The following is a 16731-nucleotide window of genomic DNA, read 5'->3' on the forward strand; positions in this document are numbered from 1 at the left end:
CCTCTCTCATGCCATCGATCCGTACCGTTTTCGTCCTGTTCGCCGCACTGCTGGCCGCACCCGCCTTCGCCGCCGACGCCACACCCGCTAAACCGTCGACCGCCCTGCCCGGCGTGCGCATCTTGCCCGACCTGGTCGAGATCCCGCAACTGCAGCGCAAGCGCCAGATCCGCCTGTACCTGCCGCCAGGCTATGCGACCTCCAACAAACGCTATCCGGTGCTGTACATGCACGACGCCCAGAACCTGTTCGACGACGCCACCGCGTTCTCGGGCGAATGGAAGGTCGATGAAACGCTCGACGCGCTGGCCAGGGAGGGCAAGCTCGAACTGATCGTGGTCGGCATCGACAACGGTGGAGATAAACGCATGACGGAACTGAACGCCTGGGACAACGCCCGCTTCGGCGCCGGGGAAGGCAGGCAGTACACCGACTTCATCGTCCACACCCTGAAGCCGATGATCGACGCGCAATACCGCACCCTGCCCGGACGCACCCACACGGCGATCATGGGCAGCTCGATGGGCGGCCTCGCCTCGCACTACGCGATTGCGCAATATCCGCAGGTGTTCGGTAAAGCCGGCGTCTTCTCGCCCGCCTACTGGACGGCGACGCCCGCCTTCGACTTCATGGCGCAGCACCCGCTGCCGCGGGATGCCCGCGTTTATCTGCTGATGGGCGACAAGGAAGGCGAATCAATGGTGCCGGACGTCGAGCGCATGGCCGGCGTCGTGCGCGCGAGCGGGCATCCGGCGGCAAACACGGTATTGAAGATCGTGCCGGGGCAACAGCACAACGAGGGGTTCTGGAGCGGCGAGTTGCGCGCGGCGTTGTTGTGGATGTTCGCCAGCGACAAGACAACGCCCTGACGCGACGGTGGTGCGCCGTAACACCGTAGGGTGGACTCCCGAGTCCACGCGTATGCGGCCGGTGCGTGTCGAAACGTCGGCGCCAGGACGCAAGCGTCGCACCGCGTGGACTCGGGAGTCCACCCTACGTTACTGATGCGTATCGAAACGGCGGCGTCGCGACACGGACGGTGCACCGCGTGGGCGAAGCGGTTCGCCGCCCGGCCCACTCTACAAAAACGGGGATCGACCCACTGGACCAATCCCCGTTTTTTGATTCATTGCGGCGAAACCGCAACCGTTACGCCTTCGGCTTGGCTTTCTTGAACGGCGGCTTGTCCGCTTTAAAACCCGGCTTTTCCGAGAAGCGGCGATCGCCCCCGAACGACTTCTTCGCGCCCGCCTTCTTCGGCGGCGGCGTTTCGCCGTCGCGCGTGATCTGCAACTGCTGGCCGGCGACCCACACGGTTTTCAGGTGATCGATCAGGTCCGGCGGCAAGTCGGCCGGCAGGTCGAGCGTTGAAAAATCGTCGTAGATTTCGATGCGGCCGATCAGCTTCGAATCGATGTTCGCTTCGTTGGCGATGGCGCCGACGATGTTGCCCGGCTTGACGCCGTTGGTGTGGCCGACTTCGATGCGGAAGGTGGCCATGCCGTCTTCCGGCGTCCGTGCGATGCGCTCCTTCTTGAAGCCGGCTTCGCGCGGCGCACGCGGGGCGCGTTCTTCCCAGCTGCCGCCATCTTCGCGCGACGGGCGCGGCAGGCGCTCGACGAAGTCGGTGCGCGCCGGGCGGTCTTCCCAGCTCGATGCCTTCGGTTCGCGGTCCGGCTTTTCCAGCAGCAGCGGCACGTCGCCGCGGCCCAGCTTGGCCAGCGCGGCGGCGATGTCGACCGCCGGTACGTTGTTCTCCTGCTCGTATTCCTCGATCAGGCCGCGGAACTGTTCCAGGCCGCCGGCGGCCAGGGTTTCCGTGATCTGTTCCTTGAACTTGGCGATGCGCACGTCGTTCACGGCTTTGATCGTCGGCAGCGTCAGCGGCGCGACCGGCTGGCGCGTGGCGCGTTCGATGGCTTTCAAGAGGCCACGCTCGCGCGGCGTGATGAACAGGATGGCGTCGCCGCTACGGCCGGCGCGGCCGGTACGGCCGATACGGTGGGTGTAGCTTTCCGGGTCCGACGGCACGTCGTAGTTGATGACGTGGCTGATGCGCTCGACGTCGAGGCCGCGCGCGGCGACGTCGGTGGCGACCAGGATGTCGATCTTGCCGTTTTTTAGCTGCTCGATGGTGCGCTCGCGCTGCACCTGCGCCATGTCGCCGTTGATCGCGGTGGCAGCGAAGCCGCGCGCCTGCAGCTTGGTTGCCAGCTCTTCGGTACCGAGCTTGGTGCGGGCGAAGATGATCATGCCGTCGAACGGTTCGGCTTCGAGGATGCGGGTCAGCGCTTCGAGCTTCTGCATGCCCGACACCAGCCAGTAACGCTGGGTGATGTTGTCGGCGGTGCCGGTCTTGGCGGCGACGGTGACTTCCGACGGATCACGCAGGTAGGTCTTGGCGATGCGCTTGATCGCCGGCGGCATGGTAGCCGAGAACAGCGCGATCTGGCGTTCGTCAGGAATCTGTTGCAGGATCTGCTCGACGTCGTCGATGAAGCCCATGCGCAGCATTTCGTCGGCTTCGTCAAGCACGAGGGTCTTCAGTTGCGACAGGTCGAGCGAGCCTTTTTCGATGTGGTCGATTACGCGGCCCGGGGTGCCGACGATGACTTGCACGCCGCGGCGCAGGGCCTGCAGCTGCGGGCCGTAACTCTGGCCGCCGTAGATCGGCAGCACGGCGAAGTTCTTCATGTGCGCCGCGTAGCTCTGGAAGGCTTCGGCCACCTGGATCGCCAGCTCGCGCGTCGGCGCCAGCACCAGCGCCTGCGGCGCCGACTGTTTGGTGTCGATGCGCGACAGCACCGGCAGCGCGAAGGCGGCGGTCTTGCCGGTACCCGTCTGCGCCTGTCCCAGCACGTCGCGGCCTTCCATCAACAGGGGAATGGTGGCGGCCTGGATCGGCGACGGCGTCTCGTAGCCGACGTCCTTCAGTGCCTTCAAAATAGGCGCCGGGATGTTCAGATCGGAAAACGTTGGGAGTGGGGTGTCAGACATGGATGAGTTGCTCTTAAATTAAAACGGAAGCGACAGTTTACACCGTCGCCCGCAAGGACGTGGGCCGATTGCCGACACATCCCATTTTTGGAATAGAAAAAGCCCTTGCAGGCAACAAAGCCTGCAAGGGCTGGGGTTCGCCCGCAGGCGAAAATACTTACAGCTTGTAGTTCAAACCGAGCAGCATCTGACGGCCGTACTTGGTGTAGCCGCGTGGACGATCCTTGGTGCCGGCATAGGTTTCGAACGCGGTGTCGGTCAGGTTATTCACCTGGAACAGCACCGACAGGCCCTTCACTTGCGGGAAGTCGTAACCCAGCTGCAGGTCGACGACCTTGTCCGACTTCACGAAGGTCAGTTCGTTGGCGCCGCCGATGCCGCCGATCTCGCCGACGAAGTCGCTGCGGTAGCGCTGGCTGACGCGGGCCGAGAAACCGTTCGCTTCATAGTAAGCGGTCAGGTTGATCACGCGCTTCGACAGGCCCGGCAGCGGGATCGCCATGCTGCCGAAACGCTGGTCCTTGACTTCGATTTCGCTGTTGTTGAACGAGGCGTTGGCAGTGACGCCGAAGCCGTCCAGCACTGGGGTCAGCATGTCCAGCGGTACCGAGGCAGCCAGTTCCAGGCCTTGCAGCTTGCCACCCTCGCCATTGCGTGGCTGGGTGATGGTGCCGATGTTGCTGGTGGCGCCTACCAGACGGTATTCCGAGAAGTCACGCGGACCGGTCAACTGGTAGATGTACGAATCGAGCTTCTTGTGGAAGCCGGCGACCGAGACATAGCCCTTGTTGCCGAAGTACTTTTCCCACGACAGGTCGACCTGCTTGGCGCGCCATGGGTCGAGCTGGGCGTTGCCGCCGTTGCCATATGGCGTACCGGTGCTCTGCGCGGTCAGGCCGACTTCCAGGGCGGCGTTGAGCTCGTTGAGCTTGGCGCGCGCCAGGGTCTTGCCGGCGCCGAAGCGGATGAATTGCTGGTCGGGCAGGCTCCAGGCCAGGTTCAGGCTCGGCAGGTAGTCGGTGTACTGCTTGCCGTCGGTCAGCGGCACCAGGTCGGCGAACGGCCAGGCGCGCAGCGTGTTGGCGGTCGAGCTCTGGTCGGTCTTGACGACCTGCACGCCGACGTTACCGCGCAGCGGCATCGCCATCAGCTCAGTGTCGATGTTGAGCTTGACGTAGCCGGTCTTGACCTTCTCGTCGATGGTCCAGTTCTTGGTCGCGCCCCATGGCACCAGCACCGACGGGCTATACGGGCCGAAGTTCTGGGCCAGCACGCCGGGGATATCCCAGCTCAGGGTGTTCGGCAGGCCGTACAGGTCTTGCGAACCGTTGACGACGTTCGATGCGAACGTACCGTTGCCGATCTTCGAGAAGCCGGTTTCCAGGTGCTGCTTGTCCTTCGAACGCTTGGACAGGTTGAAGCCGACTTCGACGCTCGAGAAGGCGCCTTCGGCGAACTTGTATTCGACGCTGGCGCGGGCCGAGTTCAGCTTGTCGGTCAGGTTCGGGGCGTTGACGTAACCTTCGCCGAACTGGCCGCCGATGGCGATCTGCGACGGGTCGTCGTAGATGCCCGACAGGTTCAGGCCCGGGATGGTGCCGTTGCGGTAGTCGAAGCCGAGGGTCTGGCGCACGGCGCGGCCGGCGTTGATCTCGACCAGCTCTTCCTTGTGGTCGGCCTTCGAGTGGCTCAGGTCGATGATGCCGACCCAGGCGCCGCTGGTGAAGCGGTTGTTCCAGCCGATGGCGGACAGTTTGTCCTCGCGCGTCAGGCGGTTGTTGCGCACGACCGGATTGACGTTGTTGGCGTTGCCGGCAACCATCACGCCGTTGACGATGGTTGGATTCGCGAAGACCACATTGGCGCCGTCATCCTGCAGCGGGATTTCCATGCCGCGGCGGATTTCTTCCTGGTCGAAGCGCGAATGGTACATGTCCAGGGTCGAGCTGAAATTCTTGTTCGGACGCCATTCGAGCACGCCCATCAGGCCGTCGCGCACCTGGTCGCCGGTGGTCGCCAGCGCCTTGATGCCCTTCGGCACCTTCACGGTCGAGCCCGGCACGACGGTCGAATTGTCGAGCCAGTCCCAGGTCTCGAACTGGCGCGAGACGTTCGGCTTGTCCTGGCGTGCGTAACCGATGGCCACGCCAATGGTGCGGTTGGCAAACTGGTCGATGTAGGAAGCGCTGACGCGGCTGCCGGTGTCGGGCGAACCGGCGCTGATCGAGCCGGCCGAGTTCTTTTCGCCGCGCACGTTGACGCTGATCGCGCGCTCGCGCAGCGACAGCGGCTTGATGGTCTGCATGTCGACCGTGCCCGACAGGCCCTGGCCGACGACGCCGGCGTCCGACGTCTTGTACACAGTAACGGCGTTGATCAGTTCCGATGGGTACTGGTCGTATTCGACGGTGCGGTTGGCGCTGGTGCTGACCTGCTCGCGGCCGTTGAGCAGCGCGGTCGACAGGTCGCCCGAAGTGCCGCGGATGCTGATCTGCTGTGCCTGGCCATTCACGCGCTGCGAGGACAGGCCCGGCAGGCGCGCCAGCGATTCGGCGATGGAGACGTCCGGCAGCTTGCCGATGTCTTCGGCGGAGATGGCTTCGACGATGCCGGTCGCATCGCGCTTGGTGGCAATCGCCGTTTCGATCGCGCGGCGGATACCGGTGACCGTTACGGTCTGGACCGGCGCATCGGCGGCCGCTTCGGTGACGGCGGTTTGGGCGCTGGCGCTGCCGGCCAGGGCCGACGCAAAAATGGCGCAGCCGGCCGCAACCGGGCTCAGCTTGAAGACAAGGCCCGAACCAGCGGTGCGCTTGTTTGCGAAGATATTCATGTGTCCCCTCAGATCAGACTACGTAATTTCCCGCAAGACAGCTGCACAGCCACGGCACGGGAGCTTTGTATAACGCCTCTTTAGACGTTCTGGCAAGAATTTTGTACTAAAACTAGATGCACTGTCAACGGGAGTTCATCCGCACTACGTTCTTCCCGCCTTGCACGTCCGCCTATATAGAGGAACGTATCCCGGCGTTGTATCCCAGCTACAAGAAGGCTTGTCGGTACGTGTAGTCGGACTACAAGTTGATTTACTTTCACCAACTTAGTGCAAAAATGCACTGTTTTGGTGCGATATTGCGGGTTTTGGCGATGCACTTGCCGCAGGGACCGTATTGCGTTAATCGGCATATGCCGTGACGCGGACACAACGCCGCCCAAGCACCTTCCCTGCCAGCACGAAGCATGTACCTAAACTAGAAATATTGTTGAATTGGTGACAGCCTATTCATATGGTATTCTCGCCAACGCATAGAGCGAATACTGCGTTTTGGCTCGTTGCTCGACAAACGTTTATGTAGGCAGACTACGTCTCATCGCATTAGAGCTTTTCTTCCATTCCTTTTTCCAGCCGAGTCCCGCATGCGACGCTCTTTTGCAACACTTTTTCTTGTCCTGGCTTGCCTGCAGCCGGCGCTGGCCGCGCCCGCCATCGAACACCTCGAGCCGCCCTTCTGGTGGACCGGCATGCAGCACAAGAACGTGCAACTGATGGTGCATGGCGCCGACATCGGCCGCATGCAGCCGACCCTCGCTTATCCGGGCGTGCGTATCGTTTCCAGTACCCGGGTGGCGAACCCGAACTACCTGTTCATCGATCTCGAGATCGCTCCCGGCGCCCAACCCGGCAGCGTCGATCTCGTGTTCGAAGGCGCCGACGGCACCCTGCGCCAGCCTTATCAACTGCGTGCGCGCGAGTCCGGATCGCGCGCACGCCAGGGCTTCGGCAATGCCGACGCCATCTACCAGATCATGCCGGACCGCTTCGCCAACGGCGACCCGGCCAACGACAGCGTGCCCGGCATGCTGGAACGGGCCGACCGCAAGCACCCGGGCGGGCGCCATGGCGGCGACATCCAGGGCGCGATCGACCGCCTCGACTACATCGCCGGCCTCGGCTTCACCCAGCTGTGGCCGACGCCGCTGGTCGAGAACGACATGCCGGCGTACTCGTACCACGGCTACGCCGCCACCAATCACTACCGGATCGACCCGCGCTATGGCAGCAACGACGATTTCGTGCGCCTGTCGCAAGAGGCGCGCAAGCGCGGCATCGGCCTGATCCAGGACGTGGTGCTGTCGCACATCGGTAAAAACCACTGGTGGATGAAGGACTTGCCGACGCCGGACTGGATCAACTTCGGCGGCCAGTTCGTACCGACCGCGCACCACCGCGTCGCGGTGCAGGACAAATATGCCTCGCAAGCCGACAGCCGCAACTTCACGGCCGGCTGGTTCGCCCCCAGCATGCCCGACCTGAACCAGACCAATCCGCTCGTGGCGAATTACCTCATCCAGAACAATATCTGGTGGATCGAATACGCGGGCTTGTCGGGCCTGCGCATCGACACCTACAGCTATTCCGACGGCGCCTTTCTTACTCAATACACCAAGCGCCTGATGGACGAATACCCGCATTTGAACCTGGTCGGCGAGGAATGGAGCACGCTCGTGCCGGTGGTGGCGCGCTGGCAGCGCGGCAAGGTCAATTTCGACGGCTATACCTCGTCGCTGCCGAGCCTGATGGACTTCCCGCTGGTGGAAGCGATGCGCACCGCCCTCGCCGACCCCACCAAAGGTTTCAACGAGGTCTACCAGACGCTCGCGCTCGACCACCTGTACCCGGAGCCGGACAAACTCGTCCTCTTTGGCGGCAACCACGACATGGCGCGCATGTACAGCGTGGTGGGCGAAGACTTTGACCGCTACCGCATGAACCTGGTGTTCCTGATGACGATGCCGCGCATCCCGCAGTTTTATACGGGCGACGAAATCCTGATGACCAGCACGACCAAGGGCCGTGACGACGCCAGTTACCGGCGCGATTTTCCGGGTGGCTGGGCCGGCGACCGGATCGATGCCTTCAGCGGCAAAGGATTGAGCCAGCGCCAGCGCGCGGCGCAGGAACTGGTGCGCAAGCTCGCCACCTGGCGCAAGACGCAACCAGTGATCCACAATGGGAAGCTGATGCATTTCGGCCCCGAAGACAATACCTGGGTCTACTTCCGCTACAGCGACAACAAGCGCGACAAAAAACGCGTGATGGTCGCCATGAACAACAACGACAAGGAGATGCGCTTGCCCATCGCCCGCTTCCAGGAAATGCTGCGCGGGACTGGCGCCGGCGTCGACGTCCTCACCGGCCAGACGGTCGACCTCACGCGCGAACTGCGCCTGGCGCCGAAAGCAACCCTCCTCATCGAACTGCCGGAAACATGATGCGCCGTACTCTTCTCGCCCTCTCCATTGCCATTGTTCTGACACCTGCCGCCGCGGTCGACAAACCCGGCGTCGACGCCTTTTTCGAGGCGATGGCGATCGAAGCCGGGTTGGTCAACAGCGGCCAGCAGGCGCGCTTCGTCGCCGGCGACAACCTGGCCGGCTATTTCGAAGGGTTTACCCACAGCCACGATGCCGGCGCCGGCTATGTGCTGAAAAGCGGGACCGTCTTCCACAACTACGTCAGCCATGTCGATGGCGTGCGCAACGAACGCGCCGGCGGGCGCGAACAGGTGCTCCCCTTCGGCCACCGCGTGGCCTACGCCAACGGCAGCAGCGAGGAACTGGCGCTGCTCTCGAAACAGCATGCGCTGGCGTTGCGCGTCACGGGCGCCAGGCCTTCGCTGCTGGGTTTGCAGCCGTTATTAAAAACGGCCGGCGCGGTCAGCTTCGCCGATGGCGTCGTCGTCGTCGCGCCGGGCAAGGGCGCCACCCAGTTCATGGCGCTGGCGGGCGACCGTCCGTTCGCGCTGGACGACAAGCTGCTGCTGCGCACGAGCGCACCTGCAGCCTCGTTCACCGTCGTCGCCGCATTCGGCGCCACCGCCGAGGAAGCCAGCCAGCGCGCACGCACCCTGGCCGCCGGCGACCCGATCGGCGCCGAACGGCGTGCTACCTACGCGACGCTCACGCGCAGCTATCTCGCCACCAGCGACGTTGAATACAACAAGGCGCTGAACTGGGCCAAGGCGGCTGCTCGCCTGTTCGTGGTCGACGAATACGGCGCCGGCATCTGGGCCGGCCTGCCCTGGTTCCGCGAAAACTGGGGCCGCGACACCTTCATCGCCCTGCCGGGCACGCTGCTGGTGTCGGGCCAGTTCGCGGATGCGCGCGCCGTGCTGGCCAACTTCGCGCGCTTCCAGAACCTGCGCACGCCCCGCGATAAAGATTATGGACGCATCCCGAACCGCGTCTCGCCCGACGAGATCATCTACAACACGGTCGACGGCACGCCCTGGATGCTGCGCGAAGCCCACGAATACATCCGCTACACGGGCGACCAGGCCTTTGCGCGCGAGATGTACAAGCTGGCCGTGCCCTATTTCGACGGCGCCATCGCCAACTATGTCGACGCCAACGGCTTGCTGCGCCACGCGGCCTCGGACACCTGGATGGATGCGCGCATCGAGAATGCCACGCACCAGCCCTGGTCGGACCGCGGTCCGCGCGCCAACGACATCCAGGCCCTCTGGTACACGGCGCTGGAAACCGGCGCCTGGCTGGCGACCCAGGCCGGCGACCACGAACGCGCGCGCGCATGGTCGGCGCTGGCCGCCAGGGCGCAGGCCAGTTTCCTGCGCCTGTTCTGGGATGGCGCGACCATGGCCGACCGCCTGCGCGCCGACGGCAGCCGCGACACCAAAGTGCGGCCGAACCAGCTGATGGTGGCGACGATTCCCTTCGACGACTTCGTGCCGGCGGCCGTGCAGGCGCGCGTGACGAAGAACGCCGTCTCGCAACTGCTCTACCCCTATGGCATTGCCTCGCTGAGCCAGGACGACCCCTACTTCCATCCACGCCACCAGAACCCCGGCTTCCACCACAAGGACGCGGCCTATCACAACGGCACCATCTGGGGCTGGAACGCTGGCTTTACGGTCACTGCCCTGAACCGCTTCGGCTACCAGGACCTCGGCTGGGCGCTGACGCAAAACCTCGGCGCGCAAATCCTCGGCCTCGACACGCTGGGCAACATGAGCGAAAACCTCGATGCGCTGCCGCGCGCGGATGGAAAACTACAGCCATCCGGCACCTTCGCCCAGTCCTGGAGCGTGGCCGAATATGCGCGCAACGGCTACCAGGACTACGTCGGCTTCAGGCCCGACCTGCCGGCCAATACGCTCGCCTTCGAACCGGCAATTCCGGCGGCGTGGTCGCGTTTCGAGGCCGTTCTGCCCTTTGGTATCGATGAGGACGTCGCCGTCGATTTCGTTCGCAGTCAAGGCGGCGAACGCTGGACCTTTACCCTGCGCGGCCAGAAGGCGCGGACCTTGCGCATGGCCTGGTTGAATCCCGACAAAAGCCGCTCCCAGGCAGCCTTCACGCTGGCGCCGGGCAAGGCGGTGACGCTGACGCTCGGCACGCGCCGCGCGACGCTGGATGGACGGCGGCTGGCCGTGCGCCAGCTGCGGCCCTCGTATGCGAAGGTCATCGGCGCCCTGCGCTTCGTCACGCCGAAGCCCTACCGCAGCGAAGATTTTCCCGTGCTGCGTGCGCAGGATGCGTTGCGCGGCATCATCGAACGCAACGAATACCGCTAATTGACAAGGATTCCCATGATCTCGCCCCGCTGGCTGCTGCCCGCCCTCCTCGCTGCAAGCAGCGCCGTCGCCGCCGATCCCGGCCCGCTGCGCGACGCTTTTTATGTGCGCGGCGGCTTCAATGCCTGGGGCCTGGACAACGCCTTGCAGCACAAGGGGAATGGGGTCTACCAGGCCGACATCCTGGTCAGCCCCGGCAACCATGGCTTCAAGCTGGGCAACGGCGACTGGAGCCGGGAGTGGGTACCGGCAGGGGTGCCGAACCTGGCGGCCAGCGTCGCCGTCAAGCCGGACCAGGAAGTGACCCTGGCCACCCGCGCCGGCCCGGAAGCGACGCTGTTCGTGGCGCGCACCGGCACCTACCGCTTCACGCTCGACGCTTCCAAACCGACCGCGCCAATGCTGCGTATTACTCGCCTGGCCGAGCGCAATACCGGCGCCGCGCCCGATCCGCATGCGGGCCGCGCACGCGTGGCGACGCTGCGCTATCCGACCTGGGACGGCAAGGAAGAAACGGCACGCTTCTCGATCGTCGACCCCGAAGCCCAGCTGCGCAGCTACACGCATTCGACCACGATGCAGCTGCGCGACCCGGTACCGCAGCACAGCAGCTACGCAGAAAGCGCCGATTCTCCCTACCTGCGCAGCGGGAACCTCGCCTTCGACGCGCTGTTCGCGCTGGCGGCCAGCGAGATGCGCCAGGATGCGGTGCGCGCCATCCGCGACGGCAACTACAACGGCGGCGCGCCGATTCCCTGCGACTGCTTCGAGACCGGAGAACAATGGCATTACGTCTGGACGCGCGACCTGTCGTATGCGGCCGACCTCGGCCTGGCCCTGCTCGATCCGGCGCGGGTGCGCAACTCGCTCGACTTCAAGCTGGCCGGGTTCAGGAAAGGCTTGCCGCAAGCGGCGCAGGTCGCGGGCAGCGGCCTGCAAATCGTGCAGGACACCGGCAGCGGCGGCAGCTGGCCGGTCAGCAGCGACCGCGTCGCCTGGGCCTTTGCGGCCGAAGAAACCCTGCGCACCCTGCCCGCCGCCGAACGCAGTGCCTTTGCCGCACGCGCGCTCGCGGCGCTCACCAACACGCTCGAGAACGACCGCATCGCCGCCTTCGACGCGACCGACGGCCTGTACACGGGCGAACAATCCTTCCTCGACTGGCGCGACCAGAGCTACGCCGCCTGGATCACCGACGACCTGGCGGCCATGGCGGGGGCGAAATCGGTGTCGACCAACGCCGCCCACTACCAGGCCCTGCTCCTCACCGCCCGTCTTGCGCGCGAAGCGGGAGACACCACGCGCGCAACGCGCTACACGGCGTGGGCGACTGCACTCAAGCAGGCCATCAACGCCAGACTGTGGCTGCCCGAGGCCGGCATGTACAGCAGTCTCACCGCCGCCCACTTCGACGGCGCGCCGCTGCACAAATTCGACTGGCTCGGCCAATCGCTGGCGATCATCACCGGCATCGCCAGCGCCGAGCAGGCGCGCAGCATCCTTGCGCGCTACCCCCACGGGCCGATGGGGCCGCCGGTGATCTGGCCGCAGCAGCCGGGCATGCCGGTGTACCACAACCGCGCCATGTGGCCCTTCGTCACCGGCTATGGCCTCAAGGCCGCGGCCCAGGTTGGCAATACAGCGGTGGCCGACGCCGCCTATGCTTCGCTGATGCGCGGCGCGGCGCTGAACATGTCGAACATGGAAAACCTCGAGTGGCTGTCCGGCCAGCCGCTGCTGCTCGACGAAAATCACCCAGGGCTGACCGGCCCGGTCATCAATTCGCGCCGCCAGCTGTGGTCGGTCGGCGCCTACCTCGGCATGGTGGTCGAACAGGTATTCGGCGTGACGGCGACCGATACCGGTATCGCGCTGCGGCCCTTCGTCACCACCACGCTGCGCCGCGAGACCTTTGCCGGCACCGGCCAGGCCACGCTGCACAACCTGCGCCTGCGTGGTGCGCGCGTTTCCGTACGCCTGCTGCTGCCGCCCGCCAGCACGGCGCCGGGTGTCCACCGGGTCGACGCGGTCCTGCTCAACGGCGCGCCGGCCGGCGCCACCATCGCCTGGGACAAGCTGCGCGACGGCGACACGATCGAGATTGCGCTCGGCGCGGTGGTCGCGGGCGAGCATGCCATGCGCCGCGTGAACGCCGCCCCCTATGTCGAAGCGCCGGCCGTGTTCGGCCCGCCCGAGCCGGCCATCACGTCGCTGGTGCGCGAGGGCGACGATCACGCACGCCTGTACTTCACGGCCGGCGCGAACGGGGGCGCCGCCACGGTGTACCACGTCTACCGCAACGGCAGGCAGGTCGCCACTACCGTCAAACCCGGCGAATGGCGCGACCCCGAAGTGCATCCCTACGCCTGCTACGCGGTCGAGGCGCAGTACCAGGGTTCGGGCAACCGTAGCCACCACAGCGCGCCGCGCTGCGTGGATGTGGCGACCGAGATTCCCGTGTCCGATCCACGCGTGAGTACGAACCTGAAACCGGCTGCAGGCAACGCGCCCTACCTGCCCAGCTGGGGCGCACCGCAAGACCGCTTCGAACTGCGCGACCTGCGCATCGACGCGGCCGGCACCTATGCGCTGCAGCTACGCTATCGCAACGAGGCGAACCAGATCAACCTGGGCATCAGCGCCGGCGTCAAATGGCTTACAGTCGAAGATGCCGCCGGGCGCACGCTGGCCGCCGGCGTGGTCCAGCTGCCGCACACGAAGCCGGTGGGCGCTGCAGCGCCGGCGACGCTGTCGACACCCTTGAGTGCGCGCCTGCAGCCGGGCGCCTACCGCATCCGGATGAGCGATTTCTACAACATGAGCTACCTGGAGAGCAATGCCAGCTTCAGCGGCGCCGGCGGTACCGGCGGGCCGTCGAACCGCTTCGACCTGTTCGGGGTACGAGTGCAGCGGGTGGAGTGAGAACGCGATGCCGGATGGGTACCGGCAGCGTTCGCAGCAGGACGTAGGGTGGGCGGCGTCAATGACGACGATGGTCATGCCCCGGAGTAGAGCCGCCCACCCTCCGGGTATGCCAGACGCGTATCGGCAGCATTTGCAGCAGGACGTAAGGTGGGCGGCTACACCCTGTGATATGAACAGACGCAGCGTGTGCGCCGCCCATGCGTTCAACGCACGCGTGCAGCGCACTCCCTCACACCGTCCCCAGTATCGCAAACAACTGCTTCGGATCGAGCGGCTTGACCAGGTGGTGGTCGAACCCCGCCTCCTGGGTGCGCTGGCGGTCGGCTTCCTGGCCGTAGCCGGTGACGGCGATCAGCAGGGTGCCGGCCGTCTCGGGCAGCGCGCGCAGGCGCCGTGCCAGTTCGTTGCCGTCCATGTCGGGCAGGCCGATGTCGAGCAGGCAGGCGTCGGGCCGGTCGGCCTGCGCGCGCGCCAGGCCTTTGCGCGCGTCGTGTTCGACCGCGACCTGGTGGCCCGCCGCTTCGAGCAGCATCGCCAGCATCGCCGCCGCATCGACGTTGTCGTCCACGATCAGGATGCGCAAGGCGCGCGGACCCGACTGCAGGGCGTGCTCGCCCGCCGCCGGCGCCGGCGACCGCTCCTGCGTGGCCAGGCGCGGCAGGCAGACGCTGAAGGTGCTGCCCTGGCCGGGACCGTCGCTGTGGCAGGCCACCGTGCCGTGGTGCAGTTCGACCAGGCTTTTCACCAGCGCCAGCCCCAGGCCCAGTCCGCCGGCCGAGCGGTCCGAGGTGCGCTCGGCCTGCGCGAACAGTTCGAACACGTGCGCGGCCAGCTCGGGCGCCATGCCGATGCCGTTGTCCGTCACCTCGATGCGCACGTGCGCGCCATCGACCGCGGCGCGCAGGCTGATGCTGCCGCCTTCGTCGGTGTACTTGGCCGCGTTCGCCAGGATATTCGTCAACACCTGCACCAGGCGCTTCTTGTCGCCGACGACCGTGGTCGCCTGCGGCGGCAGGTGCAGGGCCAGCTGGTGGCGCCGCGCCTGGATCAGGGGCGTGGCCTGCTCCACCGCATCCATGACAATCTGCTGGACGTCCTGAGGCGCGTTGTCGAGCGTGACCAGGCCGCGCGTGACGCGCGACACGTCGAGCAGGTCGTTGATCAGGTGCGTCATGTGGTCGACCTGGCGCCCGATGATCTGGCTCGTGTGGCGCACCCGCGCCTCGTCGAGCCGGCCCATGCGCAGCAGCTGGGCGGCGGCGCCGATCGGCGCGAGTGGATTACGCAGCTCATGCGCCAGCATGGCCAGGAATTCATCCTTGCGGCGGTCGGCTGTCTTGAGTTGTTCCTGCGCCAGGCGGCGTTCGGTGACGTCGCGGAAGAAGAAGGCGATGCCGCCGTCGAGCGAGCGGTGGGTGCGGATTTCGCTCCATGCAGATCCGCCGTCGGGCAGGGGATGCGCAATTTCAACGATTTCGGTCTTGCCGGTCTCCATCACCCGGCGGTAGACCGTTTCGGTATCGGTGCCCGAGATATGCGGGAAGACGTCCCAGTGATTGCGTCCGATGACCTGGTCGGCCGTGTGCTGGGTCAGGCGCAGCCCTTCCGCATTCATGCGCAGGATGGTCCAGTCGCGGTCGAGCACCGCGAAGCCTTCGGCCATGCTGTCGAAGATGTACTGGCTCTGGTCGCGTTCCATGCGCAGGGCGGACTGCGCCTGCGCCGCCTCGATCGCCGACCAGGTGCGCTCGGCCATGTCCTGCGCCAGCTGTACTTCGTCCCCGCGCCAGGCGCGTACCGTGGCATTGTGAATCGTCAACACGACCCGCAGCCGGCCGCTGCGCACCAGCGGCAGCAGCAGGTCGGCGCGCACGCCGATCTTGTCGTAAGCGTCGACGTAGCCGGCGGTACGCGGATCGCGCGCCACGTCGCCGTTGATCACCGCATGGCCGGCGCGCAGGTCGGCGATCATGTGCGGACCGAAGTCGTCCATGGTCTTGGTCTGTCCGGCCAGGCTGGCAAAGCCAGGCGCCGTCCAGTCGCTCCGGATGAAGAGCGTGCCGCGCGCGTCGTCCACTTCCGCATACAGCACGCGCGACACGCCGAGCTTGCGGCCCAGCATTTCGCAAGCCGCCTCGGTCACGTGGTCGGGGTTTTCCAGTTGGCGGATGCGGTCCGCCAGTTCCAGCTGGAAGGCCTGGTGCGAACGGATTTCCTCGAGCTGCTGCACTTTTTCCGACAGCGCGCGATTGGCGCGGTAGGCGCCGGTGACGTCGTTCCCCTGGGCGAAGATGCCGTTGACCCGCCCATCCGCTCCCAGGATCGGCTGGAACAGCAGGTCGACCCAGCGGTCTTCCAGCGCGGCGCCGGCCGACCGCTGCAGCGTGATACGGCGTTCGCGCAGGATGACCGGCTCACCGGTCCTGCATGCTTCATCGAGCAGCTCCTTATAGCCTTGTCCCGCCAGCTCCGGCAAGGCGTCGCGCGCCGGTTTGCCGACGATCTCGCGCTGCCCTACCAGGCGATACAAGGCCTGGTTGGCCATCTCGAAAACATGGTCCTTGCCGGTCAGGACGGCGATGAAGCCGGGCGCCTGGTCGAACAGGACCTGCAGCGCGCCGCGCTCGGCATTCAGGATGCGCGTCATGGCTTCGTGCATCTGCGGGCGGCTGATTTGCGTCACCTCCGGCACCGCGTTGGCGTCCTGCTTCAGGTAGTACGCGCCGCTCGCGTGGTCGAAGCGGTACAGGTCCGTGACGTCGATCGCGTTTTGCGCTACGTAGATCACCGCGCCGGCGTCGTCGAACACGGGACTGTGGATCGCGCTCCAGTAGCGCTCCTCGAAACCCGGTCCTTCTGGCGTCTCGACCGGAATCGCATAGCGCAGCAGGGCGCTGGTATGCGGCTGGCGCGTGGCAATCGCCTGCTCGATCGAGACCCGCACGTCGTCGAGGTTGGTCGAGCCGGGGTCGCTCGGATTGGGCGGGAAGGCGTCGAAGATGTGCTTGCCGACGAGTTCGTCCGCCGTCCTTCGCGTCGCGCGCAGGTAGGCCGGATTGGCGCCGATGAGAATGAAGCCGGTATCGATCAGCAGGTAAGGGTAAGGCGAGGCGGCAAACAGCGCCGCGAAGTCCGGTCGGGTATGCATGCTGCATTTTACATACAAAGGGAGCGCGGCGGCCGCGCCACGCCCTCCTTCTACAAATAACGTGGC

Annotated in this window: 7 protein-coding genes; 4 read left to right on the forward strand and 3 right to left on the reverse strand. The window is 65.7% G+C overall.

Features of this window, described 5'->3' with window-relative positions; all coding sequences use genetic code 11:
- Window positions 1-8 precede the first annotated feature (8 nt).
- On the forward strand, window positions 9-869 hold the full coding sequence (locus AC56LG_RS06585) for an alpha/beta hydrolase (protein WP_497165310.1): 861 nt from the start codon (window positions 9-11) through the stop codon (window positions 867-869).
- Between the two features lie 280 nt (window positions 870-1149).
- Here AC56LG_RS06585 and AC56LG_RS06590 read toward each other — a convergent pair whose 3' ends face one another.
- Window positions 1150-2997, reverse strand: coding sequence for a DEAD/DEAH box helicase (locus AC56LG_RS06590; RefSeq protein ID WP_497165311.1), 1848 nt, complete (start codon window positions 2995-2997; stop codon window positions 1150-1152).
- A 157-nt stretch (window positions 2998-3154) separates the two neighbouring features.
- Window positions 3155-5830 carry a TonB-dependent receptor gene (locus tag AC56LG_RS06595; protein ID WP_497165312.1) on the reverse strand — a complete coding sequence of 892 codons (2676 nt, stop codon included), beginning with the start codon at window positions 5828-5830 and terminating at the stop codon, window positions 3155-3157.
- A gap of 584 nt (window positions 5831-6414) precedes the next feature.
- On the opposite strand from AC56LG_RS06595, the gene AC56LG_RS06600 reads away from it, so the two are divergent.
- From AC56LG_RS06600 to AC56LG_RS06610, 3 genes are read left to right on the forward strand one after another with little or no spacing between them, the layout of a single operon-like run.
- Window positions 6415-8271 carry a glycoside hydrolase family 13 protein gene (locus AC56LG_RS06600; protein ID WP_497165313.1) on the forward strand — a complete coding sequence of 619 codons (1857 nt, stop codon included), beginning with the start codon at window positions 6415-6417 and terminating at the stop codon, window positions 8269-8271.
- The gene (locus AC56LG_RS06605) at window positions 8271-10592 is read left to right on the forward strand and encodes an amylo-alpha-1,6-glucosidase (RefSeq protein ID WP_497165314.1); all 2322 of its coding nucleotides are present in this window, start codon (window positions 8271-8273) and stop codon (window positions 10590-10592) included. The genes AC56LG_RS06600 and AC56LG_RS06605 overlap by 1 nt, the downstream gene beginning before the upstream one ends.
- A gap of 15 nt (window positions 10593-10607) precedes the next feature.
- Window positions 10608-13514, forward strand: a complete 2907-nt coding sequence (locus tag AC56LG_RS06610; RefSeq protein ID WP_497165315.1) for an MGH1-like glycoside hydrolase domain-containing protein — start codon at window positions 10608-10610, stop codon at window positions 13512-13514.
- A 232-nt stretch (window positions 13515-13746) separates the two neighbouring features.
- Here AC56LG_RS06610 and AC56LG_RS06615 read toward each other — a convergent pair whose 3' ends face one another.
- On the reverse strand, window positions 13747-16665 hold the full coding sequence (locus tag AC56LG_RS06615) for a hybrid sensor histidine kinase/response regulator (RefSeq protein WP_497165316.1): 2919 nt from the start codon (window positions 16663-16665) through the stop codon (window positions 13747-13749).
- Window positions 16666-16731: the final 66 nt, after the last annotated feature.

The organism is Telluria sp. ZB2R32 (assembly GCF_059685715.1).

Coding starts and splice junctions, on each gene's coding strand:
- AC56LG_RS06585 (WP_497165310.1), top strand. CDS start 9: ATGCCATCGATCCGTACCGTTTTCGTCCTGTTCGCCGCACTGCTGGCC.
- AC56LG_RS06590 (WP_497165311.1), bottom strand. CDS start 2,997: ATGTCTGACACCCCACTCCCAACGTTTTCCGATCTGAACATCCCGGCG.
- AC56LG_RS06595 (WP_497165312.1), bottom strand. CDS start 5,830: ATGAATATCTTCGCAAACAAGCGCACCGCTGGTTCGGGCCTTGTCTTC.
- AC56LG_RS06600 (WP_497165313.1), top strand. CDS start 6,415: ATGCGACGCTCTTTTGCAACACTTTTTCTTGTCCTGGCTTGCCTGCAG.
- AC56LG_RS06605 (WP_497165314.1), top strand. CDS start 8,271: ATGCGCCGTACTCTTCTCGCCCTCTCCATTGCCATTGTTCTGACACCT.
- AC56LG_RS06610 (WP_497165315.1), top strand. CDS start 10,608: ATGATCTCGCCCCGCTGGCTGCTGCCCGCCCTCCTCGCTGCAAGCAGC.
- AC56LG_RS06615 (WP_497165316.1), bottom strand. CDS start 16,665: ATGCATACCCGACCGGACTTCGCGGCGCTGTTTGCCGCCTCGCCTTAC.